Genomic DNA, 24,336 nt, shown 5'->3' on the forward strand with positions numbered 1-24,336 from the left:
CGTTTACCCTCTCACCGTGCCCACAAAGTACAAGGCGAATCCTGCGCCTGCCAAAATTCCTGTCACCACCCAAAAGCGAACCATGACCTTCGTCTCCGACCAGCCAAGCATCTCGAAGTGGTGGTGGATGGGCGCCATCTTGAATATTCGCTTGCCGGTCAGCTTGTACGAGGCCACCTGCAATATCACAGAGAGGCCCTGGATTACATAGATTCCGCCGATAAGCACAAAAAGAAGCTCCGTCTTCGTTATGATCGCAAGAGCCGCAAGTCCGGCTCCAAGCCCAAGCGATCCTGTATCACCCATGAAGATGTCCGCAGGATGGCTGTTGTACCAGAGAAAACCTACACAGGCTCCTGCGGCGGCGGCCGCAAGCAGAGCGATATCGAGATGATCCTGACGAAACGCTATTCCGGCGTAAGCAAGCATCACTATTGTGATGGTGCCGGCGGCCAGTCCATCGAGTCCGTCCGAGAGATTCACAGTATTGGTCGTACTGATCATCATCAGAAACACCAGACCAAGATATAGCCATGGAACCACGATTGCGTATGAACCAAGCTGAAAGATCGAGGTATATACGCCCAAGTCCAGCGACACACCAGTCATCGGAATAAGCACTTCCGAGGAAACATGTCCCCAGTTCACCGCCAAAAGGCCGAAGAGAAGCGCGATGGCACCCTGCCCAGCTATCTTGATTCTGGGGGTAAGCCCCAAAGAGCGTTCCCGCGCCACTTTTGACCAGTCGTCCAAAAAGCCGAGCGCACCGCACGCGATGACTGCCGCAAGCGCCAGCAGCGACAGGCGGCCAAAGTTTCCCATGAGAACATAGATCGCTGTAACGACAAGTATGATCAGCACTCCGCCCATGGTTGGAGTGCCCTGTTTGATTAGATGCCCCTGCGGCCCATCGGCCCGCACCTGCTGCCCGATATTGCGATATCTCAGCATCTTTATCCATAATGGAAAGAGCGCAACGCAGGCCACTACCGCCAGCACTATGCCCAAAAACACCTGATAAGTTGGATATGTTGCAATATCAATCACTTGGACTCACTAGCTCCTCGACTATTCTTTCCAATCCAATCACACGAGAGGCCTTGACGAGAACCGCGTCTCGCGGACGCAGCAGCTCTTTTAGCTTTCGGTTTGCGTCGTCAATGGTATCGAAGCTCATCACTCTCGCGTGCTCCATACCTTCGGCTTTGGCTCCATCGGCAATCCTTATCGCTCGCTCTCCAACTGTCAACAGATAGTCGATCCGAAGCCTTGAGACCTCCTCGCCAATGCGAAAGTGCGCCAACTCGGTCAAAGAGCCAAGCTCGGCCATGTCGCCCAAGACCGCAACTCTGCGATCTGCCATCGAGATTGCCGATAGCGTCTCGATCGCCGCTCGCATCGAGGCGGGCGAGGCGTTGTAGGCGTCGTTGATTACATGCACGCCACCGGCGGTGACGAAAGCCTGCATCCGCATCTCGGTGACGAGCGCCTCTTGCAATCCGGTAGCGATCCCTTCGAGGCTCATCCCCAGGTGCCTGCCGACGGCTGCAGCTGCGAGCGCGTTATACACATTGTGTCGCCCCGGCAGCCCAAGCGTGATGCTGACCGAGGAATCATCTGCGACGATGTCGAAGGTCGCCAGGCTTCGCTCATCAAGTGAGACTCGCTCTGCCCGAACCTCGTTGTCCTGCCCGAGGCCGTATGTAACAACCCTGGCAACAGCTTCCGCAGCGATCCGCTCTGTATATGCATCGTCTCCGTTGAGAAAAACAGTGCCCTTGGCGGTTATCGAATCGACGAGCTCGGCCTTTGCGTCAGCAATAGCATCTTGACTGCCGAGAAGCTCGATATGACTTGTGCCGATATTCGTGATAACCCCTGCTGTGGGCTGCGCGATCTGCGCGAGTGCCCTGATCTGCCCCGTTCCCCGCATGGCCATCTCCAGCACGATCACATCGGCATCGGCTCCGGCCTCGAAAAGCGTAAGGGGCACTCCAAGCTCGTTGTTTTTGTTTCCCTCTGTTGCCACCACCCTGGCGGCCCGCGATAACACGCTTGTAATGAAGTCCTTAGTGGTGGTTTTGCCGGTCGAGCCCGTAACCCCTATGACCGGGCAAAAGAGCCTGGAGCGATGATGCCTCGCAAGTGCCTGAACCGCACCGAGGGCATCGGCGACCCGAACCGCTACAACCAATCTTTTGGAAGCATACTCCGCAACGGCTCCCAGACGATCATCGGAGCACGTGACGAGCAGCACCCTGGCTCCCAGAGAGATCGCCTGCTCAAGATAGTCGTGTCCGTCTACATTGTTTCCCTCGAATGCAACAAAGATATTGCCCGGCTCGATCTGCCTTGAATCTATCTTGAGCCCATTGGCCATTGTATCGGTGGATCCAAAAAGGATTTCGCCTTTGGTTATCTCAGCAAGTGACCATACCGGCAATGTCAGCATAGTGACCTCAAAACCTCCGTGGCGACCTCGCGGTCAACGAACCTGATAGTCTTATCGGCGAATATCTGGTAATCCTCGTGTCCTTTTCCCGCGATCAAGACTGCATCCCCCTCCCGGGCAAGTGACAGTGCCGCTCCAATAGCCTGGGCTCTATCTGGTTCAACCTGGTAACTGGAGAACCCCTGGTCGACCCCACGCTCGATCTGCGCGATGATAGCTTCAGGGTTCTCGCTACGGGGATTGTCGCTCGTGAAGATCACATAGTCTGCGACCTTCGCCGCGGCGGCCCCCATCAACGGCCTTTTCGCGGGATCCCGATCACCGCCGCACCCAAAGACAACGATAAGCTTGCCGGGCGTCACTGCCCTAAGCGCGCTCAGCACTTGCTCAAGACTATCCGGAGTATGCGCGTAATCAACAAACACAGAGAAGGGCTGACCCTCATCGACTCGCTCAAGGCGGCCCGGAACCTGCACGGCCTGCGCGAGGCCAGATGCGATCTGCTCGGCGCTGTACCCCAAAGCATAGGCGCAGCCTGCGGCTACAAGTGCGTTACTGACATTGTAGGCTCCGGCTAAAGTCAAAAACACATCAGCAGAGCCACTCGGCAGGCATAGCTGAAAGCTGGATTGGCCGGGCGACAGCTTGACTGTCTCGGCTCTTACTTCGGCACTCGGAGTGAGTCCGACGGTGATCACACTGTCAAGCTCGGAGGCGAGAATTAAGCCGGCGGCATCGTCGATGTTTACCACCCTGTTCTCCGCTTCCGCCTGGGTAAACAGGCGCTTTTTCACCGAGAAGTACTCCTCCATCGTTCGATGGTAGTCAAGGTGGTCTTGTGTGAGATTGGTAAATGCGGCGACCGCGAAACGCATGTAGTCAACTCGGTGCAAGTCGATGGCGTGCGATGATACTTCCATGGACACCGCCTGCACGCCCGAGTCAACCATCCGGGCGAGCAATCCCTGTAGCTCGAGTGATTCCGGTGTCGTTCGCTCGTTTTGAAAAGTTTCCCGGCCGATCCTCGTTTCCACCGTTCCGATCAGCCCAGTGATGCTGCCAACGCTTCTCAGAATCGAGTCGACAAGATAAGTAGTTGTTGTTTTGCCGTTTGTTCCCGTAACCCCTATAACAGGCAACTTGTGACTTGGGCAGTCAAAAATTTCTGCCGAGGCGGCCGCAAGCGCGATCCGCGAATCACGAACCAGCACAGTCGGGATCTCGGTGCCTGCTGAATGCGGCTTGACAGCCACGATGGCAACGGCTCCATTTTTCACCGCGTCGTGAGCAAACTCGTGTCCATCGAACTGGTGACCAGAAATGCAGAAAAACACATCGCCAGAGCGAGTGTTGCGAGAGTTGTATGTTATCCCCGTGCAGCTAACCGGATGGCCTGAAATCACCAATTCCCCGGGGATCAAGTCGAGTAAATCGTAAACCGTTATCACCCGCTCTCGAGTCGTCGCGAATGAACGATACTAGCATCGCGCACTCTTGACTACAGGACATCGGCGCCTACTGTCGTCGTATCGTCAATTTGCCTTTCGGGTTGAGGAGATATCCCGATGTGTGAAACGACAAACTCGGCGATCCTTCTAAACGCAGGAGCGGCGACCACTCCACCGAAAGCGTTGCCGCCAGGCTCGTCTATATTCACAAGTATCACTACTTGCGGATCGCCAGCCGGCAAAAAGCCCGCAAATGAAGCGATGTACTTTCCTTTCGCATACCCCGATCCATCTTCTTTGATCTTCAGGGCGGTGCCCGTCTTTCCCGCAACCGAGTATCCCGGCATAGCCGCGGCGCTACCCGTTCCTGATGTAACCGCCGAGACAAGCATTTCGCGCATCGTCGCAGAGGTCGACTCGCTGATGGCGCGTGGCCCGGTGGTTTGAGCTCCGTCAGCTGAACTCAGCAGATGCGGAGCTGGGAGAGTGCCGCCGTTTGCAATCGCGCACATAGCGCGCGCAAGCTGCATTGGAGTTAGCGATATTCCCTGACCGTAAGTGAGTGTACCTAGCGTTGAGGGGGACCATTGATCAACCGGGATAAGTACGCCTCTTGACTGTCCCGGGAAGTCGATTCCGGGTGCCTCGTTCAAGCCAAATCTATCGAAGTAGTCGTATAGGGTTTCCGGCCCCATGGCCATACCGAGCTTGACCGAGCCAACGTTGCTGGAAAAAGCCAATATTTCGGTGAGGTCCATCCGGGCAAACTCCCTTCTGCGAGCCTCACCGATCGTCCTTCCGCCTATCTGTATCGTGGCCGGCAGATCAAAGACGCTTTCTGGCGTGAACAAGCCTCTATCGATAGCGGCGGCGACCGTCAACGCCTTCAGGGTCGAACCTGGCTCATACACATCTGTTAGAGCCCGATTCCTGACCGCGCTTTGATCGGCCGACCGGAAGTTGTTTGGATCGAACCCAGGGTAGGAAGCCATCGCATAGATGCTGCCATCATTTGCATCCATCACAATCACATTACCGCCGATAGCGCCTGAGGATTTTACCGTCTCGGCCAGCACCATTTGTGCTTTATGCTGAATGTCTTTGTCGATCGTGAGCTGTATGTCTTCGCCATCGACGGGCAGCTCTGTATGGCTCACGCCGCCCGGAATAGGTCGACCAGAGGGGTCTCGCTCAGCGATGATACGACCAGGAGTGCCTGCCAGCACATCGTCGTACTGTTTTTCGATGCCGGTAAGACCTATGTTGTCGACGCCTACGAACCCGAGAACCTGAGCCGCAAGCTCGCCGAAGGGATAGACACGGCGGGAGTCATCGAGAAAGCCGATACCGGCAAGATCCAGCTCCTTTAGTGCGTTGGCCCGCTCGATATCGACCTTTCTGGCGATGTAGACGAATCCGGCATCCCGGCGAAGCTTCTCCTCATACTCAGCAGCATTGCCGCCGAGTATGGTCGAAAGCGACTTTGCAGTTGCAGCAGGATCCTTTACGAATCTAGGGGATGCATATATGGAGCGTGCCTCTACGCTGATGGCCAGCGGTTCGCCTTCACGGTCAAATATCGTGCCCCGCCGAGGCAGAAGCTCCAAATCTCTTGTCCGCTGCTCTTCGGCTAACTTTGCAAACGCAGGAGCCTCGATGACGTGCAGCTCGACCAGACGAGCGGATATGGCGAGCAGGGCCAGCGTGACCGCAACCCACAGAAAGATGAAACGACCGCTGCCTGAGGTTGACTTCGCGCGTTTCTTGCGCCTCTCGCCCAACATTCCTCCTGTAAACGTGCAGTGCTAACCCGAACTACCTTGGTGCTGCCGCCTCTGCGTCCTCCATCGAAGTCGCCTGGGCGGGAGAGTTATTCTCAGCGAGGATCGGCTCGCGGACCCTCGTGTTCACAGCCAGATAGCTCACCTGAGTGGCCGGCATCATATTTAGCGATCCGGCCGCTATCGACTCGATCCGGGAAGGTGTGGCAAGATTTATGCGACTCAGCTCTAGAATCTCGCCTCTTTCGCGCTCATCTTCGATCTCGGCGGCAAGGCGCGCTTGCTCAAAGGTTAGCTCGGCAGCGTTAGCCATAATTGTCACCCTGCCGATACCAAAGATAGCCAACAACACCATAAATAGAGTTGCGAACTGGAATATCATGCGACTGCGGCTATCCGCGTTATGCCGTTTTTTTGAACAAGCTGCGACGCCCATCTTCCTCTCCTGTTCGCTCTTCCTTGCCGCAAAATGATGCAATGCGGGCTAGATCTTCTCTGCGACCCTCAGTCTTGCGCTGCGAGATCTGGGGTTCACTTCTATTTCTGCGGCGGTTGGAACCACCGGCTTTCCTGTAATTGTCCGGAGTTTCGGCACTTTTCCACATGCGCACACCGGCATTGCCGGAGGGCACTTACAGCGGTCCTGCAAATCGGTAATAACGCGCTTTACGATCTTGTCCTCAAGCGAGTGGTAGCTTATGACCACCAACCGTCCGCCTGGCGCCAACCATCTGACTGCCGTATGAAGCGCCTTTTCCAAGACCTCCAGCTCAGAGTTGACCTCGATTCGCAGGGCCTGAAAGGTCCTTCGCGCAGGGTGCGGTCCCTGTCGGCGCGCGGCTGCGGGAACAGCCATCTTGATGATCTCTACGAGCTCACCGGTGGTCTTTACGGGGCGGCGGCCTCGCGCTGCTACGATGAAAGCTGCTATTCGCGAGGCCCACTTTTCCTCCCCGTACTCGCGGATGATGCGGGCCAGCTGTGATTCGGAGTAGGTATTTACGATATCCGCTGCTGTGATAGGCCCGCCGAGATCCATCCGCATGTCCAACGAAGTGTCCTCCTGATAAGTAAAACCACGTTCAACCAGATCAAGCTGTGGCGAGGACACACCGAGGTCGAAGAGAAATCCGTTGACATAGGGAACCTGCGCCTGCAACAACAGCCGATCGAGATCGGCGAAGTTCCCTTTCAACAACACGACATGCTGGCCGAGGCGGAGTATGTCCGCTGCTACGTTTAGTGCTGCATCATCCTGGTCGATTCCGACAAGGATGCCTGAGGGCGCAATCAAATCTACTATCCGCTTCGCGTGTCCTGCCCCGCCTAAGGTGCAATCGACGATTATCGAACCGGGTTGCAATGATAAGTACTGCGTGACCTCGGCCAGCAAAACTGGAGTGTGCCGATATTCCATTATCAAGCCTTCAGAGCATGCCCGCTTCGGACAACTCTTTTGCGAGGTCTTCGATGTTCTCCCCAGCCTCGCTGTACTCATCCCACATCGCGGAGTCCCAAATTTCTATCCTGTTGCCGTTGCCCGCGATCGCAACGTCTTTGGAAAGGCCGGCATAGGCTCGTAAGTTTCCTGGCAGCCCAATGCGTCCGGCGGAGTCAAGCTCGACCTCAACCGCCCCGGCCGTGAAAAATCTGCGAATCTTTCGCAAACGAGGCTCAAAGTCCTCCTTTGCCACCAACTCTTCGACGAAGCGTCCGTACTCGCCGGCTGGATAGACGTAAAGACACTTGTCCAACCCTTTTGCGACGACAAGCTTGCCCGTCATCTCCGAGCGGAATCGCGAAGGCAGCGAGACACGTCCTTTGGCATCCAGCGTGTGCCGGTGATCGCCTAGAAACATATGTGCTCATCGCCTCCCCTCGTGTCTCGAGGAATACTCCGTCGGACATTGCCCAAAGGCCACCGTGGCCTGATGGGATAAACTGTATACCACTATGTCCCACTTTTCAACACCTAGATGGGAATTTTTCCCACCAAATCACACAATCGAGCGATTTGCCTACGAATCCGGGTACTCCGGGGCGCGTTTCTGAAAACCAAACGAGCGCTTTCATCGTCAAATTGATCAGGTACGCAGGAAACGCACATTGACAGTGGAATTCAACAATCGAGATTCGACACTGTTGCCGCTTTTGCAAAGTGGGAGTAGAATCTAAATCAGGTCGAACCCGCTTTCGGAGGTGAAGGTTTCATGGTCGGAGCCCTGTTCGGAGCCAATGTTGCAGGCACTTTGTGGATCACGATGTGGTGGGCTTTCTTCATAGTGGTCGCCATGGGTATTGCACTGGGTGTCTATGCAGCCCTGGAAATGAAGAAGCTCGAAGACAAGTCCGAATAAGCTGGTAGGTAGTTTCCACTGTCTTTGTGTCCGACGCCCTCCTGCCAACCTAGGCAGAGGGCGTCAGTGTTGCTGATAGCGAATAATCCAGCAGACATTTGGAGGACCAAGTGGAAAGATCGAAAAGCGTAAAACTCCCTCAATATTCGCCGATTCTCTATCTGGTAGCGGCATTCGTCGCCTTGACACTTCTGGTAACGGGGTGCTCGGCAATTTCCACAGACGAAGGCGCGGGAACAGATCTCGGAACGCCGGAGCCGATGATATACCAGGACACGGCCGCCGATGGAGATCGGGCAGTCTCGCCTGACATGACCCCTTATGGAGACCCGCAGGCGGAAATCCTTCTTGCCCCTGCTCCGGGCGCCGGTCCTGATGCATCTGCAATTCCCCAGGAAGATCGACTGATCGTCCAACGCGTCGAGATGCGTCTTGGTGTCGATGCGATCGATTCTGCGGTTGAATCACTCAGGGCGGCGGCGAAAGAGCACAACGGAACCATAATAGACCTGAATGTGAGCACCGACGAAGGATTCCCAATCTACAGGCAATCCGAAGTGACGGCGATGGACGGAGCTCCTATTTCCGGATACCTCACGGTCAGGGTGCCCGCTGAAAACCTCGAAACCTTTATAGCAACGATTTCAGAGATCGGAGCCGTGCTGCGCCACGCGGAAACCCAAAGTGACGTGACGCAGGAACACTTGGATCTCGATGCTCGGCTGAAGAACCTGCAGGCAAGCGAGGTTCAGTTGCGCGACTTTCTCGCAAAAGCTAAGAACGTGACCGAGATGCTCGCGGTTGAAAAAGAGCTGTCCCGCATTCGCGGAGAAATCGAGTCGATGCAAGCGCAAATAGCTTACCTGGAAAGGCAAGCGGCACACTCTGTTGTCACGATAGAGCTTACTGGACCAAAGCCCATCGTGCGTCCGACCGGTGAAGATTGGGGCTTCGTAGCGGCACTGACCGAGTCTGTTCGAGCCTTCGTGCGCACCATCAACACATTGATCGTGTTGCTCGGAGCACTCACGCCGGTGATCATCATTCTGGCGCTTGCAGCGCTGGTACTGCGCCTCTACCTCAACAGGAGGCGCGCCATGAAGGCGGTCTCGGGCTCCAAGGATCCCGCCGCTTAAGCGATGGGCCTACTGAGACCAAAGATCAAAATCCCCTTGTGGGCGGCGGTTGCCATTCCGGCCGCCGCCTACCTGATAAGATCGATCGGCAGGGGCTTCGATTTCAGCCCCGATATTCCCGAAGACATTATCGCGGCGGTAGTCTTTGTGATCGCACTAGTGATCGTCGGAGCTTTTCGGCACCGTGCGCACTCTCACCAAGGCGACGAGACCGCTTCCAGAGAGATACAACAGGAAGACCGCCACTCCGGCTAGCGCTGGAAGCATCAGTAGGTCCTCGGCGATATCGAGTGATTGCACACCCGGTGCGCCTTCACCTGATACGACGGTAATCCAGGCTCCTAGCGCCACGCCAATCGCGACCCCTACCGCCCAGGTTCCCGCCCAAAACACAGTGGCTGGTAGTGAGAAACTGCCTTTTCGCATCACCATGTCAGCTCTTCTCGTAAGGCTTACCCACAGCCGCGGGCGCAACAGCCCTGCCAACAACACCCGCGAGGACAACCACGGTCAGCACATAGGGTAGCATCAGGAAAAACTGTGATGGAATAGCAACTACATCACGCAGCAGCTGCAACTTGATCTGAAGCGCATCCGCAAAGCCGAACAGCAGCGAGGCGCCGTACGACCCCGCGGGCGTCCAGCGGCCGAATATGTTTGCGGCAAGAGCGATAAAACCGCGACCGTTGGTCATTCCTTCGGTAAACGACCCGACCTGCTCCAGCGTCAGATTCGCTCCGGCCAGACCAGCCAAAGCGCCGCTCATGAGCACAGCTACATACCTGCCGCGATACACGTTGATACCGACCGTGTCCGCGGCTTGCGGATGCTCGCCGAGCGCTCGCAGACGCAATCCCCAACGCGTATTGAACATGGCCCACTGCCCAACGATAGCGATCAAAATCGCAATGTAAACGATAGGGGTGTAGCTGAACAGCGTCGTATTGATCCACACCCAGATATCTGCCAGATACCCTGTTGTCGGCCCATTCAATTCCAGTAACGGGCTAAGTCGCGTCACCGGGTCGGTGGTTCCAGGGCGCTGGAAGATCACTTCCATGAAAAATCCGGTCAGGCCGCCAGCTAAAATATTTATAGCCGTGCCCGAGACAACCTGATCGGTCTTGAGCGTGATCGAAGCGAACGCGTGAACGAGCGCCAGCGACAAGCCCGCTACAACCGCTACCGCGACGCCTCCCCACGCACTCCCTGTGAAGGTGGCCCCGACCACACCCATGAACGCCGAGAAAAGCATGATTCCCTCGAGCGCGATGTTCACCACACCGGCCCGCTCACAGATGGCGCCGCCGATCGCGGCAAGGGCAATCGGAGTTGCGATTCGAATTGCCGAAGCAAAAAGATCGGGGGCGAGTATATCGCTAAGCACCTTTTGCCTCCCCTTTGCCGCTCAGAGGCCTGACAACCCAGCGAGCCAGCTGCTGCGCGGCCACAAAAAAGATTATCAGGGCCTGAATTATGAAGATTACCTCCGGAGGCACGTCGGCCTGCATCTGCATGGTTCCGGCGCCCGCGGACAACGCTCCGAACAATATGGCCGCTGCGACGACAGCGAGCGGATTGTTTCTCGCTAAAAGCGCAACCGCGATTCCGGTAAATCCAAAGCCCGCCGAGAATTGATCGAACAGCCGGCCGTGTACCGCAATCACCTCCATGACTCCCGCCATGGATGCCAGTGCGCCTGAGATGCAAAGCGACTTGACGGTAGTCGATGAGACGGATATGCCGCTTGTCTCGGAGGCAAAAGGATTGTAGCCAACCGCTCGGGCCTCAAAACCCAAAGTGGTACGCTTGAGTATCCACCAAACGAACACCGCAAACGCCAAAGCCATAAAGAACCCAACGTGAGCGCGTCCCGTCTCCAGGAAGGGCATAAGCTCCACGAGTCTTGGCAAAGTTGATTCTGGTGGAAGCTCCTTAGTCTGCGGAATCGCCCCCTCGGCCTGAAGAGGGCCGGTAACAAGCCACGAGACTATGTACCGCGCTATGAAGGTAAACATCATTGTGGTGATTACCTCGTGAGCGCCCACCCGGGCTTTGAGAACCGCGGGCACGAACGCCCATGCGGCTCCCGAGATCATTCCGGCAACGATAATTGTGGGGATCGTGACGACAGGTGGCAAGCCGGCAAGCAAAAGGCCAAGCCAGGCGGCGACCAGGCCGCCCATGAAAAGCTGGCCCTCTGCGCCAATGTTGAACAACCCAGCCCTGAATCCGTAAGCCACCGCGAGACCGGTGAATATTAGCGGAGTTGCGCGAAGCATCGTGTCGCCAATTTGACGCGGGCCGCCAAACGAGCCGTCGAGCAGGGCAAGGAAGGCCTTGCCGGGATCGTAGCCGACCAGCCAGATGATTAAAGATCCCACAAGCATGGCCAGTGCGATCGAGACAAACGGCGTTGCGACATGCTCAAGCGCTGCTCGGATCCTGGCTGCGCGTACCTCCTTTTCGCTGGAGATCATCGGTTACTCTCTTCCCGTGGCAATTGACTCGCTTTATCAGTCAACTTCTCGCCGCCTCCCCCGGTCATGTAATAACCGAGTTCTTCGTCGCTTGCTTCTCCTGCCTGAAACTCCTTGACTATCCGGCCTTCATACATCACGAGAATTCGATCGGCTAGTGACTGAATCTCCTCGAGCTCAAGCGATACCAGCAAAACTCCCGTGCCGGAATCACGCTCGGCAAGAATCTGCTTGTGAACAAACTCGATTGCCCCAACGTCGAGTCCCCTGGTAGGTTGAGCGGCGACAAGCAGCTTCGGGTCGCGACCCAACTCACGGGCGAGAACCAGCTTTTGCTGATTGCCGCCTGAGAGCGAGGTGCCCGGCACATCGACGGAAGGGGTGCGCACATCATACTCAGAGACTCGCTCTTTGGCGGTGTCTCTAATAGATTCTGGGTTCAGGATTCCATATCGGGAGAAGGGCTGATTCCGATGATCGCCGAGGAGGATATTGTCTGACAGGTTGAACTCGAGCACCATGCCTCTACGATGACGATCTTCAGGCACATGGGATACACCCGCCGCGATCGTCTGCCTTACAGAGGCTCCGGTAATGTCCTTGCCGGACAATCTGATGGTACCACTTGAGACCTTGCGTAAACCGGTGATAGCCTCGACGAGCTCACTCTGGCCGTTTCCGGAGACACCCGCTATCGCCACCACCTCACCCGCACAGACGCTAAAGGATACTCCACGCACCGCCTCAAGTCGACGCTCGTCAGGCACAGAAACCTCAGTGACTTCGAGCAGTGCCTCTCCGCACTCCGACGGCTTCTTCTCAACCCTGAAGACCACGTCGCGGCCAACCATCAATCGCGCGAGGCCTGCTGTATCTGTCTGAGCCGGTCGAGTCTCGCCAACAATGTGCCCGTCTCGCATGACTAAAACCCTGTCAGCGATCGACATCACTTCCTCGAGCTTGTGGGTAATGAATACAACCGACAGCCCTTCGGCTACCAGGGAGCGCACTACAGAAAAGAGCTCCTTTACCTCCTGCGGTGTCAGCACCGCTGTTGGCTCATCGAGAATCAATATCCTCGCGCTTCGGTAAAGAGCTTTCAATATCTCGACCCGCTGCTGCATGCCTACTGGCAGGTCACGGATGATGGAGTCCGGATCGACACGGAGTCCGTATCGCCGAGAAAGCTCCATGACGTCCTGTCGGGCCTTGCGCATATCCAAAACTCCGCCCGGGTGCGCAGGCTCGTGGCCCAAAACAATATTTTCCGTAACCGACAAGGGCTCAACAAGCATAAAATGCTGGTGCACCATGCCGATACCAAGATCGATCGCGGCTCGAGGAGACCGAATATTGACGGGGTTGCCGTCAAGCAGAATCTCACCAGAATCCGCACTGAGCAACCCATAGACGATCTTCATCAGCGTAGATTTACCGGCCCCGTTTTCCCCAAGCAAGGCCACAATCTCACCCTCGGATAAGGTAAACGAGACTCTATCGCTTGCCAGAACACCTGGAAAGCGCTTCGTCAGTTCACGAACCTCAAGCAGGGCAGCACTCATCATCGTTTCCCGTCAAAAATATCGGACGCCGCATACAAGCGTAAGGGCGACCGGCGCGTCATCGCATTCCAGTCGCCCTTACGTCGAATCAGCCAGATACGTCACCAGCATAACCGATGCCAAGTATCACTGACTCCTTGTCTTTACAGCTCATCTCTCGTCTGAGGAACGGCCACGGCGCCGGAGAGCACATCCTCACGTGCCTTCTCCACAGCGTCCTTGATTTCCTGCGATACATTGTCGTCAAAATCATGGAAGGGCGCCAGGCCTACACCTTCCTCGGCAAGGCCGAAGGAGATGTTCTGAGCACCCTCGAAGGTGCCTTCCAGGGCCGCTCTGATCGTCTCGAACACTGCTACATCAACGCGCTTGACTGCCGAGGTGAGCATGACATCACCCGAGTTGGGAACTGTCAAATACTGGTCAGCGTCAACGCCGATAAACAATGCGCCTCTCTCCTGGGCTGCAGTAATGGAGCCCAGTCCGGTAAGGCCGGCAGCCGCGAAGACCACGTCCGCACCCTGACCGATGGCGGACATCGCCAGTTCCTTGCCCTTTGCCTGATCGTCAAAGTCGCCCGCGTACAGGGAGATCACCTTGACGTCCGGATTGACAGATCTCGCACCCGCAATAAATCCGACCTCGAACTTCTCCACTGGCGGAATGTCCATACCGCCGATAAAAGCGATCGTGTTGGCATCATTGATGCGCTCATCCAGGGTCTGATCCAAGGTTGCGAGTCCAGCCACAACGCCGGCCAAGTAAGCAGCCTCGTTCTCTTTGAAGAGCAAGCCGACCTGATTTGACGCCGGGGCCTCGAAGAACTGATCGATTCCTCCAAAAACGACATCCGGATACTCCGGCGCCTTGTTGTTGGTGACATCGGTCATCAGAAACCCGACTGTGAAGATCGCGTTGAAGTTAGCGTTGGCCAACTGATCGATATTTGGCTCATAATCCGCGATCTCGTTTGACTGCAAAGACTTGACCTCAACACCCAGCTCATCACGAGCTCTTTCAAGACCCGCCCAAGCCATGTCATTGAAAGACTTGTCGCCAAGCCCTCCAACGTCGGTAACCATGGCCGCCGAAAAGTCGACTCCGGGGGCCTCCGGTTCCGGCTGAGGGGTCTCCTGCGGAGCGCACCCCGCGAACACCGCGGCGATCAGAGCGAGCGCCACCACCATTGAGAGAAGCTTACGTGTCCGACCGTTCACGCGCATCGTCCTCCTTGTCGTAGACAATACAAAAACTTACGGTACTTATTCACTATACACCTAATTCGACGCAGCGAGGCAACAGGCTTTGATGGCGTGTGCGCAAGAGACGTTCATAGATCACCGACCTGCCGAGCGAACTCTGGCGCGCGGGTGGGTCGACATATACTCCTCGCGAATATGACGCCTGTTCACGTGGGTATAAACCTGCGTAGTCGCTATATCGGCATGGCCGAGAAGCTCCTGAAGAACCCTCAGATCTGCACCGCCTTCCAGCATGTGGGTGGCGTAGGAGTGCCGAAGAACGTGGGGATGCAGGGTCAGGCCGACACGACGGCCGTACTTTCGGACTATGCCGAAAACGGCCTGCCTGGAGATTCTTCCTCCTCGGCAGTTCAGAAAAACAGCGGCAGGCTCGATCCCGCCGCGACGACCCTTCCCGCGAAGAAAGAGTCGCCCGGAAGCGAGGTACTCCTCCAGCGCCCGCAGCGCAGCTCCGGCGACAGGGACATCGCGCTCCTTGGAGTTTTTGCCGAACACGCGGATGAAGCCCTCCTGCAGGTCCAGTGAGGTCATGTCAAGGCCGATAAGCTCGCTTACCCGCATCCCACACCCGTACAGAACCTCGAGGATCGCCCGATCCCTGTGCCCCGCAAACGTAGGCTCAAAGGGCTGAGAGAGCAGCGCTTCGGCCTGATCCGCCGAGATAACCTCGGGAAGCCGCTGGCTCACCTTCGGCAGCGGAACGTCGGATGTCGGGTGATTAGCGGTTACCTCTTCTCGCACCAGGAACTTGTGGAAGCTCTTCACCGATGCCAGCTTTCGCTCTGTCGAGCTGTGCGCCAGCCCATCGTGGTAAAGCTTTGAGATGAACGCCCGCACATCATCTGAGGTTATGTGATCGACGCTTGACACCCCACGATCGCCGAGAAGATCGAGGTAGCTGCCGATGTCACGGCGATATGCGTCCACGGTGTGAGCCGAGGCTCCCCGCTCGACAGTCATATGGGCGATAAAATCATCGAGATGCTGTCGCACTTCCGATCATCTCCGATAGAGGCGTGTACGCCACGTCGTGAGCTTCAGCTACAGGCTGATAGGTGACCGCTCCATCGAGCACATTTACCCCTTTGGCAAGCGAAGGATCGTCGAGTACCGCCTGCTTCCAGCCCTTGTCCGCTATCGCCAGACCATAGCGCAACGTGGAGTTCATCAGCGCCAGGGTGGAGGTGTGCGGGACGGCGCCTGGCATATTTGCCACGCCATAGTGCAAGACGCCATCTACAAAGTAGGTGGGATCGGCATGTGTAGTGGGCTTTGTGGTTTCGATGCAGCCTCCCTGATCTACGGACACGTCAACTATAACCGCGCCCTGTTTCATCGCGGAAAGCATGTCTCGCGTGACCAAAAACGGCGTCTTGGCGCCGATGAGAAGCACAGCGCCGATCAGCAGATCGGCCTCGGTGATGATCTGCTCGATATTGTGCTTGCTGGAATACATGGTCCGGATGCGATTTCCCCATATCTCGTCGAGATAACGAAGCCTATCCAGATTGATGTCCATTATGGTAACGTCCGCGCCCATTCCCATCGCCACATAAGCGGCGTTCGTGCCGACTACTCCACCCCCGAAGACAACGACTTTCGCCGGAAGTACACCGGGAACCCCACCCATGAGAACTCCACGTCCGCCGTTGGGCTTCTGAAGGTACGCCGCGCCGACCTGGGCTGCCATCCTGCCGGCGACCTCCGACATCGGAGCAAGCAGCGGGAGTGAGCGGTTGGGAAGCTCTACTGTTTCATACGCGATAGATATCGCCCCTGACTTCACGAGGCCTTCGGTCTGAGGACGATCGGGAGCCAAGTGCAGGAACGTGTAGAGTATCTGCCCCGGGCGCAATAGCTCGATCTCCTCGGCCTGAGGCTCCTTTACCTTGATGATCATATCGGCGCGCTCGAAAACTTCTGCCGCCGAAGCGACCATCTGGGCGCCGGCAGCGGTGTACTCTGTGTCGCTGAATGAAGAGCCAACGCCCGCGCCGGCCTCTATGAGCACCGCATGTCCGTGCGCGACAAACTCGGCGACACCACCGGGTGTCAAGCCCACCCGAAACTCGTTGTTCTTTATCTCTTTGGGTACTCCGACTATCACGGGCCTTTCCTCCTCTTCCGGGTGTGCCAAAAAAATGAAAACTCGAGACTCAAAACGCAAGCATACTCAATACTCCCGACCTAACGCCAATCCCGCACAAACTTCACCGGCCGCAAAAGCGGCCAGGAAAAACGCCGGGTCGTCACCTGGGCCACGACCCATTGTACGCACCTCCACGTCGCGCAAGGAAGGTGCGAGTGCTTGCTCGACCAGAGCCTGTTTATGCAGATGCCACACACCGGATTGCTCAAGCATTCGCTCGACTATGCCAGCCTGCTCACCCGGCAATCGTGGAACCGCCACATACGCCTTGGCGAGAGCAACCTTCGAAAGCGCCGCAAGGGTGTGGTGGCTCACGCCCCGGTGCCGCTTGCGCGAGTCCGCAAACGACATCCTGAGCACCGCGACCGGCGCCCCACCAAGCACCGCTACCGCATTAATCGCCTCACCTTGAGCGACGCCACCATGGCCAAAAGGCGTGGCCGTGCCCGTAACTCCAGGGCCGATCGCGGCGATTGCCACATCGGCTTTGGTGACGTGCTTTGCCACAAGCAGCGCGGAGTGCAAATTCACTGCCTCGAGATCTCCGCCGAATGCTTGACCGCACGTTATCGTCGAGTCGATCAACCCCGAGTCTACAGAGCTCCTGATGACGTCCGATAGAGCGATCGGCAACGCGGCCTGATCCGTCATCACATAGACCACCTTCGCCGTCGGGAAGCTCGACTTTACCGCGGCTGCCACAAGAGGGGCCTGGCTGTGCAGGCCACAACATGCGACGGGAAGCCCAAGTAAATCCTCGGCGGTGGCCATGACCTCGTGATGGGGGCTGCCCTGCTCCTCAACGGAGAGGACATCGTGCTGCATAGGGGTATACCTCACCTTCATGATATGCCCCGTCGAGTCGTCCTCGTACGCCACGCCCGCCAACTTGTCGGCACGAGCGACGACGAAATGCCGGCCGCCAGTGCCCAAGGCGAGCCTGACCGCTGTGGTGTTGAGCAAAACACGATCGCCGATCGCACACGGCCCACTCAATCGCGTGTAACAGATAGCCGAACCGCTCAAGCCCGAGTCGAGTGAGACCTCCAGGTGCTGGATGGAATCGCCTTCGCGAGCCACCTCGATTACCTCTCCCCATTCCAGCCTCAATTACATCGACTCCTTGCTCAGGCGCTTGATAAACGCCAACACAATTTCGAGCGTGACTCGCAAGTCGTCTATCGCTATGTGCTCGGTTGTCGAGTGCGCATCGCGTATTCCGCACGCCAAAACGAAGGTCGACACTCCTCTCGAAGCAAAGATGCTCCCGTCACTACCTCCGCCCGTAGTGACCTTGACAGGCGGGATTCCGGCATCGCGGCAGGCGTCCAGCACCTGCGGCAGATAACGCGCGTCGTCGCTTACCGTAAAGCCTTCATATTCGAGGACCCAATTGACCTCGGCAGAACCGCCGAGTTTCTCGGCGCTCTCTCGCATGCTCTCGTCCATCGAGCTCCGAGCCTGTTCGACCTTTTCCCGAAAGAGCGAGCGGCACTCACCTGTCATACGCGCCGAGGCAGGTACAACGTTTGTGGCAGTTCCTCCCTCGATCACGCCGATGTTGGCGGTCGTGGATTCGTCGAGGCGTCCAAGCTCCATGGCGCACACCGAGCTAGCGGCCATCGCCAAAGCTGAGCGCCCTTCCTCGGGAGCGATCCCCGCATGAGCGGATGTGCCTGTGAAGATAGCCTCGAAGGTATAGTGAGTTGGAGCCCCGACCACAACCTGACCGGGTGATCCGGCCGCATCCAGCACCAGGCAAACATCCCCCTCAAACGCCTTGGGAGATAGCGCCTTCGCGCCGGCGAGCCCCTTCTCCTCGGCGACGGTCAACACAACCTTTATCTCGGGATGCGGTTCTGAGCTATCCGCAAGTGCGCGAACGGCCTCTATGATGACGGCTATCCCCGCCTTGTCGTCAGCGCCAAGCACGGTTTGACCGCAAGAGCGGACCACGCCGTCTTCGATCACCGGGGTAACACCGATGCACGGGTCAACGCAATCCATGTGCGCCGAGAGAATCACTACCCCCTCGCACTCGCGGGAAGGCAGCGTGGCGATCAGGTTACCCGTGTCCGAGCCGGTAATGACCGCGCTTTCATCGAACGTTGTTGCCGCTCCCGCCTCGGAGAATCTCGCGGCGCAGTACTGGGCCACCTGACGCTCGCTGCGAACGGGGCTGTCGATGCGCACCAGGTCCAGAAAGGTGTCCAGGATCCTGTCGCTCACAACCGTATCAGCCCTGGCGCGAATCGCGATAGCGAACAGCCGCGCCCACAAAATCCCTGAACAACGGCGCTGGCCGAGAGGGCCGGCTCTTGAACTCGGGGTGGCCTTGCGCGCCGACGAACCAGGGATGTTCCGGTAGCTCGATCATCTCCACCAGGCGACCATCGGGCGAAAGCCCGCTGATCACCATCCCCGCGCTGGTCAGCCGATCCCTGTATGCGTTGTTGAATTCATACCTGTGCCGATGCCGCTCGTAGATCAATCTCTCGCCATACGCCGCGGCCGCCAGAGTGTCTGGCGTTATAGCGCACGGGTAGGTGCCGAGCCTCATCGTGCCTCCAAGGTTTTTGACCTCGCGCTGGTCGAGCATGAGGTCGATTACTGGATGCTCGGTGACTGGATCGAACTCGCTTGAGTTTGCGCCCGGAAGCCCTGCGACGTTTCGGGCGAACTCAGCGACCGCGACCTGCATGCCCAGGCATATCCCCAGATAGGGCATTCCTGTTGTACGCGCCACACATGCGGCCCGGATCTTGCCCTCTATCCCGCGGATACCAAATCCGCCGGGAACCAGTATTCCGTCGAATTTCGCCAGCGTCTGACCGACATCTTCGGGGCTCAGGGACTCCGCGTCGAGCCAGTGCACCTTCACTCGGTGATCGTGCCAGGTGCCCGAGTGCTGGAGCGCCTCGGTCACAGACAGGTAAGCGTCTGGAAGCGCAACATACTTGCCGACCAAGGCGATGTCTACTTCCTTGTCGATGGATTGAGAGCGCACCACAAAGTTCGTCCACTCCTTCAGATCGAGTTGCCCGCAAACAAGCCCCAGGCGCTCGATAACCATCTCGTCCAGGCGCTCGGCAGAAAGGTTCAGTGGCACCTCATAGATGCTGCGAGCATCTATTGCCTCGACTACCGCGTTCGGATCGACATCGCAAAAGAGCGCGATCTTCCTGCGAGTGGATTCATCAACCGGCCGATTTGACCTGCAAACGATGAAATCGGGTTGGATTCCGATACCACGCAACTCCTGAACGGAGTGCTGGGTCGGCTTGGTCTTGAGCTCCGCGCTCGCGTCGATCCACGGCACCAGAGTGACATGGATGAAGCAAGAATTATCCCTGCCGAGCTCCCTGCGAAGCTGTCTGATGGCCTCGAGAAACGGCAGCGATTCTATATCTCCAACGGTCCCGCCTACCTCGGTGATAATGACATCCGGAGAGGCATCCTCGGCGATACGCTTTATGCGGTCCTTGATCTCATTCGTGACGTGCGGAATAACCTGAACCGTGCCGCCGAGATAATCACCGCGCCTCTCGCGGGTGATGACAGACTGGTATATCTTGCCGGCGGTGACATTACAATTCCGAGTCAGCGACTCGTCTATGAATCGCTCGTAGTGTCCGAGATCCAGATCGGTTTCGCCGCCATCGTCCGTGACAAAAACTTCTCCGTGCTGAAATGGGCTCATAGTGCCGGGATCGACGTTCAGGTAGGGGTCGAGCTTTTGAATCGAGACCTTCAGCCCCCTGGACTTCAAGAGTCTCCCCAGGGATGCTGCGGTGATTCCTTTCCCTAGCGAGGAGACCACTCCGCCCGTCACGAACACGTATTTCGCCATACTGCCCTTTCCGCCTCCCGTGTAACCAACTTTTCTATCTGACACTATACGCGAGTCAACGTGATTGTCGCCCCCACAAATCGATACGTGAAAGCATCGAATTTGATTCAATCAGACGCGAGTACGAAACCCGCTCGGAGAGAGCGTTTAGCGCCAGCAAGATGATGGTCGCAACCACAAGTGCGCCGGTCGACAGGGCAAACGCCAGCACGAAGCCGGCAAGGGCTCCAGCTGCATTCGCTCCAGCATCACCGAGCATGCCCTCCTCGCCGAAATCCCAGCGAGCCACCGCGATCACAGGGCCGAGAAGCCAAACCAGCGCGATCAGGGTCGAGGCCACTGTCAAGAGCACCTCTCCCCCGAGCGGGAAAGCGAGTGCACAGGCGCCTGCTACACACAGTACGCCATATCCCTTGATCGCTCGGCCGGGCCGCAAATCGAGCAGGTTCACGAGGTTGGCGCAAAGAGCGATCATCGCCGCCGAGCAGATCAGTACGACCGCATACTCCACGCCGAGAAGCTCCCGCCGCGAAGCGATTTGCGCGCCTGCCGCCAGCGCGACAAGTCCGATGCCAAACGCCTTGAGGGCGCCCGTGCTCAAGCGACCGCGGGCAAGAGATGTGAAGTGCCCCTTGAACCCTTTATCGCCGGAAGTCCCGAACACATCATCGATCAGCCCGAACAGCAGTGCCCACGTGACTGTCAGGGCAGCGGCGGCGACAGCAACCGCTCCTGCCGCACTAGAGATCCCGCCGTCGATAACGACGAATGAGGTGGCACCCGCTGGACCAAAAATACGGACACCTGCAACCCAGAACACCCACACCAGTCCAAGCCCGAGAAACACCTCGGCGCCGCGGTAGTTGGCGACCTTTAGCCTTGAATCCCTCAACGCTGGAACCAGCAATGACATTCCGGCGAGCGGCACAAGCCATCCGCCGACTATGGCAAGAACGACTCCCGTCGCGAGATCAGCAAAGTATGTCACTTGAGATCTCCCTCATGCTCAGGTTCTGCCTTTGACTGAAAGGCCAGGCGGCTGATCATCAAGTAGAGTATGCCGGCTCCGACATATACAAGCATCAATGCGGGGATCACAATACCGGAGTCCTCGGTCAGGTAGGCAACCGCTCCGGCGGCAAGCAATGCTGTCACAGCCGCCGAAAACGCAGGATTTTCCCGTAGCGTCTCGGCAAAGTCGCCCTGCGGACGCCAGCGCATATACCCCAGGAAAAGCAGCACTCCAATAAGCACAAAAGACCAGTTTGTCGTGGTCAGCACTCTTAAATTGGTAGCGGCCTTGCGCTCCACGATCGTCCAGAGCTCGCCGAGACCTCCTTGCCGTGCGCTCTCAAGCGCCCGGCCAAGATGAGTTTGGGTGCCCATATCGGCGGAGATATCGAAAAGCGCGAACCCGGCTATCATCACGATAGCCGCAACAAGCACTCCGACCGCCAGCTTCCAGTCGATCTTGATACGATTGGCCTGCGCCCAAAATATCCCAACTGCAACGAGGCCCCAGAGAGCAACGGCCACATTCGCGCCCAAAAACGGGGCCGAGGCCGTGACAACCACCAATACCCCGACCGCTGGGAACAGCCAGCGCCTGACAAAACGCGCTATGCGAGAGTCGGCAAACTCATCGAAGATCAGGGCCGAGCCGACAATTAAAGCGCCCATTAGAATTGCGGCGCCTTCGTTGCCCAGCCCATAGTAGCGCGCTGCAACCAACGGCGAAAAGCCAAGTATCCCCGTGAAGGACCATGGACCGCCGAGCCACTGATCCAGCACAAGCAGGAGTACTGTAGCAAGGGCTGTGGTTCCAAGCGCCACTCTCGTGTATCGCGAAAAAATCATCAGAGAAGCTACCGCGCCGATACCTAAAGCGACCGCGAGAAACTTCAATACTGCCTCGGCGGAAGTTACAGGATCCATACCCACAGCGAACATCAACGTTGAGGCTGCGGGAGCCGCCACGATAAAGAGCAGTCCTATGCTTGCCGCCCTGCCAGCCACGCTTCTGGCCCTCTCCGAGAGAAGCCTCATCCGAAACAACAGAAGCACGCATATCCCGAAGAGCAGCATCGTAAGAGCAATGAATCCGTTGATGGTCGGCGCCCTCGCGCCCTCAATCGCCACAGAGACGGCGTCGCGGTGTTGAATTTTCTCGATGCGCTCCGAAAGAGGTTCGCCAGCGCCACTTGTTGTTACCGCATTTCCCAACGCCGAGACAGGTCTTTCGATACCCAGCAGCGAAGCCACCGTCGAGGCAACGTCCAAATTTGCAACCAGCCCGTCACGCTTCGTCGAAGATGACATCGCCATGCCACTCCAATCCGGCCGCTCGGGAGAGTAGAGGATGAACGGAGCGAACGGACTTCTGTCAGTCAGTGCGAACGAAGTGGATGAGCCAACGACCATGAGTGCGGCGTCTTTAGGCATCTCAGCGCGAATCATCCCCAGCAGCGCATCGAGAGAGCTTATAGCCTGGGCTCTATGGGCGGCGGCAACCTTGGGCGCAAAATCGTGCGCAGCGTGTTCAGCTCTTGTCAGATCGCCGGGATCGACTACCAGCAGACCCGGACCGCCTGCCGCCTCAAGAGAGATTATCGCCTGCGAAAAAGCGGAGCTGTAACTGCCCAGATCAGCTACGACATCGAAGGGTGAGAACGGATCCCCTTTCAATAGCCGCTGTGATACATCTCCAAACCGCACCCTTCCTGAAGTGTCCATGGCGGCGAGCGCCGCCGGGCGCCTATGTGTGGCCTCATCGTCAGTCAGTCCGAAATCGGAGTTGCCGATCGCGGCTGTAGCCCCGCCAGCTTCGACGATGGTTTGACCGAGCGAGCCTACCTTCACATCCAGAGTCGGAGATCTGTCGTTCAGTCGCTGAGTTCTCGGCAGTCCCAAAAAGACAACCTCTGCGCCACCAGCGTCAACTCCCATGGTGCGGGTGTAGACATCTTTCACCAGGCCACTGAGTATGCGCTCGTCGATACTGTACGCTTCAGCCGCTCTGGGATCGGCGGCCGCCCACGTTCCCGACGAGTATGTCAGTGCCGCCTGGGCCGGATTATCTCGCCTGAGTGCAAGCCTGTTGCGACTGATCGTGTTCAAGCTTGCAACAGCGCCGTTCTCGGCTAGAAAGCGCAAATTCGGCGCATCCTCGCCCATGACATCGTCCCATGTCAGATATGGAGCCAGCACCAGTACGACAGTGTCGGTCTTCGGCGATTCCGCGCTGGCAAGAACAGGAGATGCCGTGCCCGAAAAGAGCAAAACGGCGATTAGTGCAATCGCGGAGAGCCTTACATGAACTCTGCTCACCCTCAAGCCACCCTTTCGCTATCGCCCAGTGATTTTTCCCTGAACAAAATATTGTAAAAGATCAGATTCATCGTTTTGTAAACATGAAGCCCTCGACTTTCGTAGAGCCGCTGAGCATCGGCCTCATCTGAGGCGTCCGAGGTGTACAGACGCAAATAATCGGCGCCATCCTGCCTGGCCCGCTCGATGGCGCGATCGAGAAGTCTACTGCCAACGCCTGCGCCCCTGGCTTCGGGCGCAACGCAGAAATATGTCAACCAAAAAGCCTCATCGGCATCGAAGCGGTGACGAAACAGGCCTATCGTTCCCACAACGTTGCCTCTGTCATCTAAAGCAGCCCATACGACCGTTACCTTTCTAATGCCAACTGCCCCAAGCCCGATCTTTCGGAACAGTGAACCTTCGGGGGTTGTATATATCCAGGAAGATATATGCCCCTCGAAGGGAAACACCCTTTTGACGAGCGCGCTGACTCCGCGGGCCGTTGATGAGTTCATCTCCAATATCTTCACAAGCATTCCCTTTCACATGC

General features: G+C 57.3%; 22 protein-coding genes. 3 read left to right on the plus strand and 19 right to left on the minus strand.

What is annotated here, in order from left to right:
• Window positions 1-3 precede the first annotated feature (3 nt).
• Genes mraY through mraZ form a run of 7 tightly spaced genes read right to left on the minus strand, consistent with a single transcriptional unit; the run spans window position 4 to window position 7,540 of the window.
• Complete coding sequence (gene mraY, locus KGZ89_08440; GenBank protein MBS3974877.1) at window positions 4-1,044, minus strand: phospho-N-acetylmuramoyl-pentapeptide-transferase; 1,041 nt, start codon at window positions 1,042-1,044, stop codon at window positions 4-6.
• Window positions 1,040-2,452 carry a UDP-N-acetylmuramoyl-tripeptide--D-alanyl-D-alanine ligase gene (locus KGZ89_08445; GenBank protein MBS3974878.1) on the minus strand — a complete coding sequence of 471 codons (1,413 nt, stop codon included), beginning with the start codon at window positions 2,450-2,452 and terminating at the stop codon, window positions 1,040-1,042. The genes mraY and KGZ89_08445 overlap by 5 nt, the downstream gene beginning before the upstream one ends.
• Window positions 2,446-3,900 (minus strand): UDP-N-acetylmuramoyl-L-alanyl-D-glutamate--2,6-diaminopimelate ligase, encoded by a 1,455-nt coding sequence (locus KGZ89_08450; GenBank protein MBS3974879.1) that lies wholly within the window; start codon window positions 3,898-3,900, stop codon window positions 2,446-2,448. The genes KGZ89_08445 and KGZ89_08450 overlap by 7 nt, the downstream gene beginning before the upstream one ends.
• 50 nt (window positions 3,901-3,950) lie before the next feature.
• Window positions 3,951-5,681 (minus strand): penicillin-binding protein 2, encoded by a 1,731-nt coding sequence (locus KGZ89_08455; protein MBS3974880.1) that lies wholly within the window; start codon window positions 5,679-5,681, stop codon window positions 3,951-3,953.
• 34 nt (window positions 5,682-5,715) lie between these two features.
• The gene (locus KGZ89_08460; GenBank protein ID MBS3974881.1) at window positions 5,716-6,117 is read right to left on the minus strand and encodes a hypothetical protein; all 402 of its coding nucleotides are present in this window, start codon (window positions 6,115-6,117) and stop codon (window positions 5,716-5,718) included.
• A 48-nt stretch (window positions 6,118-6,165) separates the two neighbouring features.
• Window positions 6,166-7,179 carry a 16S rRNA (cytosine(1402)-N(4))-methyltransferase RsmH gene (gene rsmH / locus KGZ89_08465; GenBank protein ID MBS3974882.1) on the minus strand — a complete coding sequence of 338 codons (1,014 nt, stop codon included), beginning with the start codon at window positions 7,177-7,179 and terminating at the stop codon, window positions 6,166-6,168.
• Entirely contained in the window at window positions 7,109-7,540 is a 432-nt protein-coding gene (mraZ, locus tag KGZ89_08470) for a division/cell wall cluster transcriptional repressor MraZ (GenBank protein ID MBS3974883.1), read from the minus strand. The genes rsmH and mraZ overlap by 71 nt, the downstream gene beginning before the upstream one ends.
• A 351-nt stretch (window positions 7,541-7,891) precedes the next feature.
• Here mraZ and KGZ89_08475 point away from each other — a divergent pair, with 351 nt between their 5' ends.
• The 3 genes from KGZ89_08475 (at window position 7,892) to KGZ89_08485 (ending at window position 9,429) form a co-directional block, all read left to right on the plus strand.
• Window positions 7,892-8,038, plus strand: a complete 147-nt coding sequence (locus KGZ89_08475; GenBank protein ID MBS3974884.1) for a hypothetical protein — start codon at window positions 7,892-7,894, stop codon at window positions 8,036-8,038.
• A gap of 110 nt (window positions 8,039-8,148) precedes the next feature.
• The gene (locus KGZ89_08480) at window positions 8,149-9,174 is read left to right on the plus strand and encodes a DUF4349 domain-containing protein (protein ID MBS3974885.1); all 1,026 of its coding nucleotides are present in this window, start codon (window positions 8,149-8,151) and stop codon (window positions 9,172-9,174) included.
• A 3-nt stretch (window positions 9,175-9,177) separates the two neighbouring features.
• Window positions 9,178-9,429 carry a hypothetical protein gene (locus KGZ89_08485; GenBank protein MBS3974886.1) on the plus strand — a complete coding sequence of 84 codons (252 nt, stop codon included), beginning with the start codon at window positions 9,178-9,180 and terminating at the stop codon, window positions 9,427-9,429.
• Between the two features lie 178 nt (window positions 9,430-9,607).
• Here KGZ89_08485 and KGZ89_08490 read toward each other — a convergent pair whose 3' ends face one another.
• From KGZ89_08490 to KGZ89_08545, 12 genes are all read right to left on the minus strand, one after another.
• Window positions 9,608-10,561 carry an ABC transporter permease gene (locus tag KGZ89_08490; protein ID MBS3974887.1) on the minus strand — a complete coding sequence of 318 codons (954 nt, stop codon included), beginning with the start codon at window positions 10,559-10,561 and terminating at the stop codon, window positions 9,608-9,610.
• Window positions 10,554-11,654, minus strand: a complete 1,101-nt coding sequence (locus KGZ89_08495) for an ABC transporter permease (protein MBS3974888.1) — start codon at window positions 11,652-11,654, stop codon at window positions 10,554-10,556. Before KGZ89_08495 ends, KGZ89_08490 begins: the two co-directional genes overlap by 8 nt.
• Window positions 11,651-13,216, minus strand: a complete 1,566-nt coding sequence (locus tag KGZ89_08500) for an ABC transporter ATP-binding protein (GenBank protein MBS3974889.1) — start codon at window positions 13,214-13,216, stop codon at window positions 11,651-11,653. Before KGZ89_08500 ends, KGZ89_08495 begins: the two co-directional genes overlap by 4 nt.
• A gap of 143 nt (window positions 13,217-13,359) precedes the next feature.
• On the minus strand, window positions 13,360-14,433 hold the full coding sequence (locus KGZ89_08505) for a BMP family ABC transporter substrate-binding protein (protein MBS3974890.1): 1,074 nt from the start codon (window positions 14,431-14,433) through the stop codon (window positions 13,360-13,362).
• A gap of 120 nt (window positions 14,434-14,553) precedes the next feature.
• Window positions 14,554-15,438 carry a tyrosine recombinase XerC gene (locus KGZ89_08510; GenBank protein MBS3974891.1) on the minus strand — a complete coding sequence of 295 codons (885 nt, stop codon included), beginning with the start codon at window positions 15,436-15,438 and terminating at the stop codon, window positions 14,554-14,556.
• Window positions 15,439-15,451: 13 nt separating this feature from the next.
• Window positions 15,452-16,585 carry an alanine dehydrogenase gene (gene ald / locus KGZ89_08515; protein ID MBS3974892.1) on the minus strand — a complete coding sequence of 378 codons (1,134 nt, stop codon included), beginning with the start codon at window positions 16,583-16,585 and terminating at the stop codon, window positions 15,452-15,454.
• Window positions 16,586-16,651: 66 nt separating this feature from the next.
• Complete coding sequence (locus tag KGZ89_08520) at window positions 16,652-17,653, minus strand: DUF3866 family protein (GenBank protein MBS3974893.1); 1,002 nt, start codon at window positions 17,651-17,653, stop codon at window positions 16,652-16,654.
• 84 nt (window positions 17,654-17,737) lie between these two features.
• The gene (locus tag KGZ89_08525) at window positions 17,738-18,856 is read right to left on the minus strand and encodes a M20/M25/M40 family metallo-hydrolase (GenBank protein MBS3974894.1); all 1,119 of its coding nucleotides are present in this window, start codon (window positions 18,854-18,856) and stop codon (window positions 17,738-17,740) included.
• A gap of 7 nt (window positions 18,857-18,863) precedes the next feature.
• A complete protein-coding gene (locus tag KGZ89_08530) occupies window positions 18,864-20,477 on the minus strand; it encodes a CTP synthase (GenBank protein ID MBS3974895.1) in 1,614 nt (537 codons plus the stop codon).
• 55 nt (window positions 20,478-20,532) lie between these two features.
• A complete protein-coding gene (locus tag KGZ89_08535; protein ID MBS3974896.1) occupies window positions 20,533-21,465 on the minus strand; it encodes a hypothetical protein in 933 nt (310 codons plus the stop codon).
• A complete protein-coding gene (locus KGZ89_08540; protein MBS3974897.1) occupies window positions 21,462-23,804 on the minus strand; it encodes a hypothetical protein in 2,343 nt (780 codons plus the stop codon). Before KGZ89_08540 ends, KGZ89_08535 begins: the two co-directional genes overlap by 4 nt.
• A 2-nt stretch (window positions 23,805-23,806) precedes the next feature.
• Window positions 23,807-24,322, minus strand: a complete 516-nt coding sequence (locus KGZ89_08545; protein MBS3974898.1) for a GNAT family N-acetyltransferase — start codon at window positions 24,320-24,322, stop codon at window positions 23,807-23,809.
• Window positions 24,323-24,336 lie beyond the last annotated feature (14 nt).

The sequence above is a fragment of the Actinomycetota bacterium genome (assembly GCA_018334075.1).
GTDB lineage: Bacteria > Actinomycetota > Coriobacteriia > Anaerosomatales > UBA912 > JAGXSC01.

Bases quoted from the DNA above. Each gene is read 5' to 3' on its own strand.
- KGZ89_08460 (MBS3974881.1), bottom strand. From the start codon at position 6,117: ATGGGCGTCGCAGCTTGTTCAAAAAAACGGCATAACGCGGATAGCCGC.
- mraZ (MBS3974883.1), bottom strand. From the start codon at position 7,540: ATGTTTCTAGGCGATCACCGGCACACGCTGGATGCCAAAGGACGTGTC.
- KGZ89_08495 (MBS3974888.1), bottom strand. From the start codon at position 11,654: ATGATCTCCAGCGAAAAGGAGGTACGCGCAGCCAGGATCCGAGCAGCG.
- KGZ89_08485 (MBS3974886.1), top strand. From the start codon at position 9,178: ATGGGCCTACTGAGACCAAAGATCAAAATCCCCTTGTGGGCGGCGGTT.
- KGZ89_08545 (MBS3974898.1), bottom strand. From the start codon at position 24,322: ATGCTTGTGAAGATATTGGAGATGAACTCATCAACGGCCCGCGGAGTC.
- KGZ89_08475 (MBS3974884.1), top strand. From the start codon at position 7,892: ATGGTCGGAGCCCTGTTCGGAGCCAATGTTGCAGGCACTTTGTGGATC.
- KGZ89_08510 (MBS3974891.1), bottom strand. From the start codon at position 15,438: ATGACTGTCGAGCGGGGAGCCTCGGCTCACACCGTGGACGCATATCGC.
- KGZ89_08445 (MBS3974878.1), bottom strand. From the start codon at position 2,452: ATGCTGACATTGCCGGTATGGTCACTTGCTGAGATAACCAAAGGCGAA.
- KGZ89_08500 (MBS3974889.1), bottom strand. From the start codon at position 13,216: ATGAGTGCTGCCCTGCTTGAGGTTCGTGAACTGACGAAGCGCTTTCCA.
- rsmH (MBS3974882.1), bottom strand. From the start codon at position 7,179: ATGAGTACAGCGAGGCTGGGGAGAACATCGAAGACCTCGCAAAAGAGT.
- KGZ89_08530 (MBS3974895.1), bottom strand. From the start codon at position 20,477: ATGGCGAAATACGTGTTCGTGACGGGCGGAGTGGTCTCCTCGCTAGGG.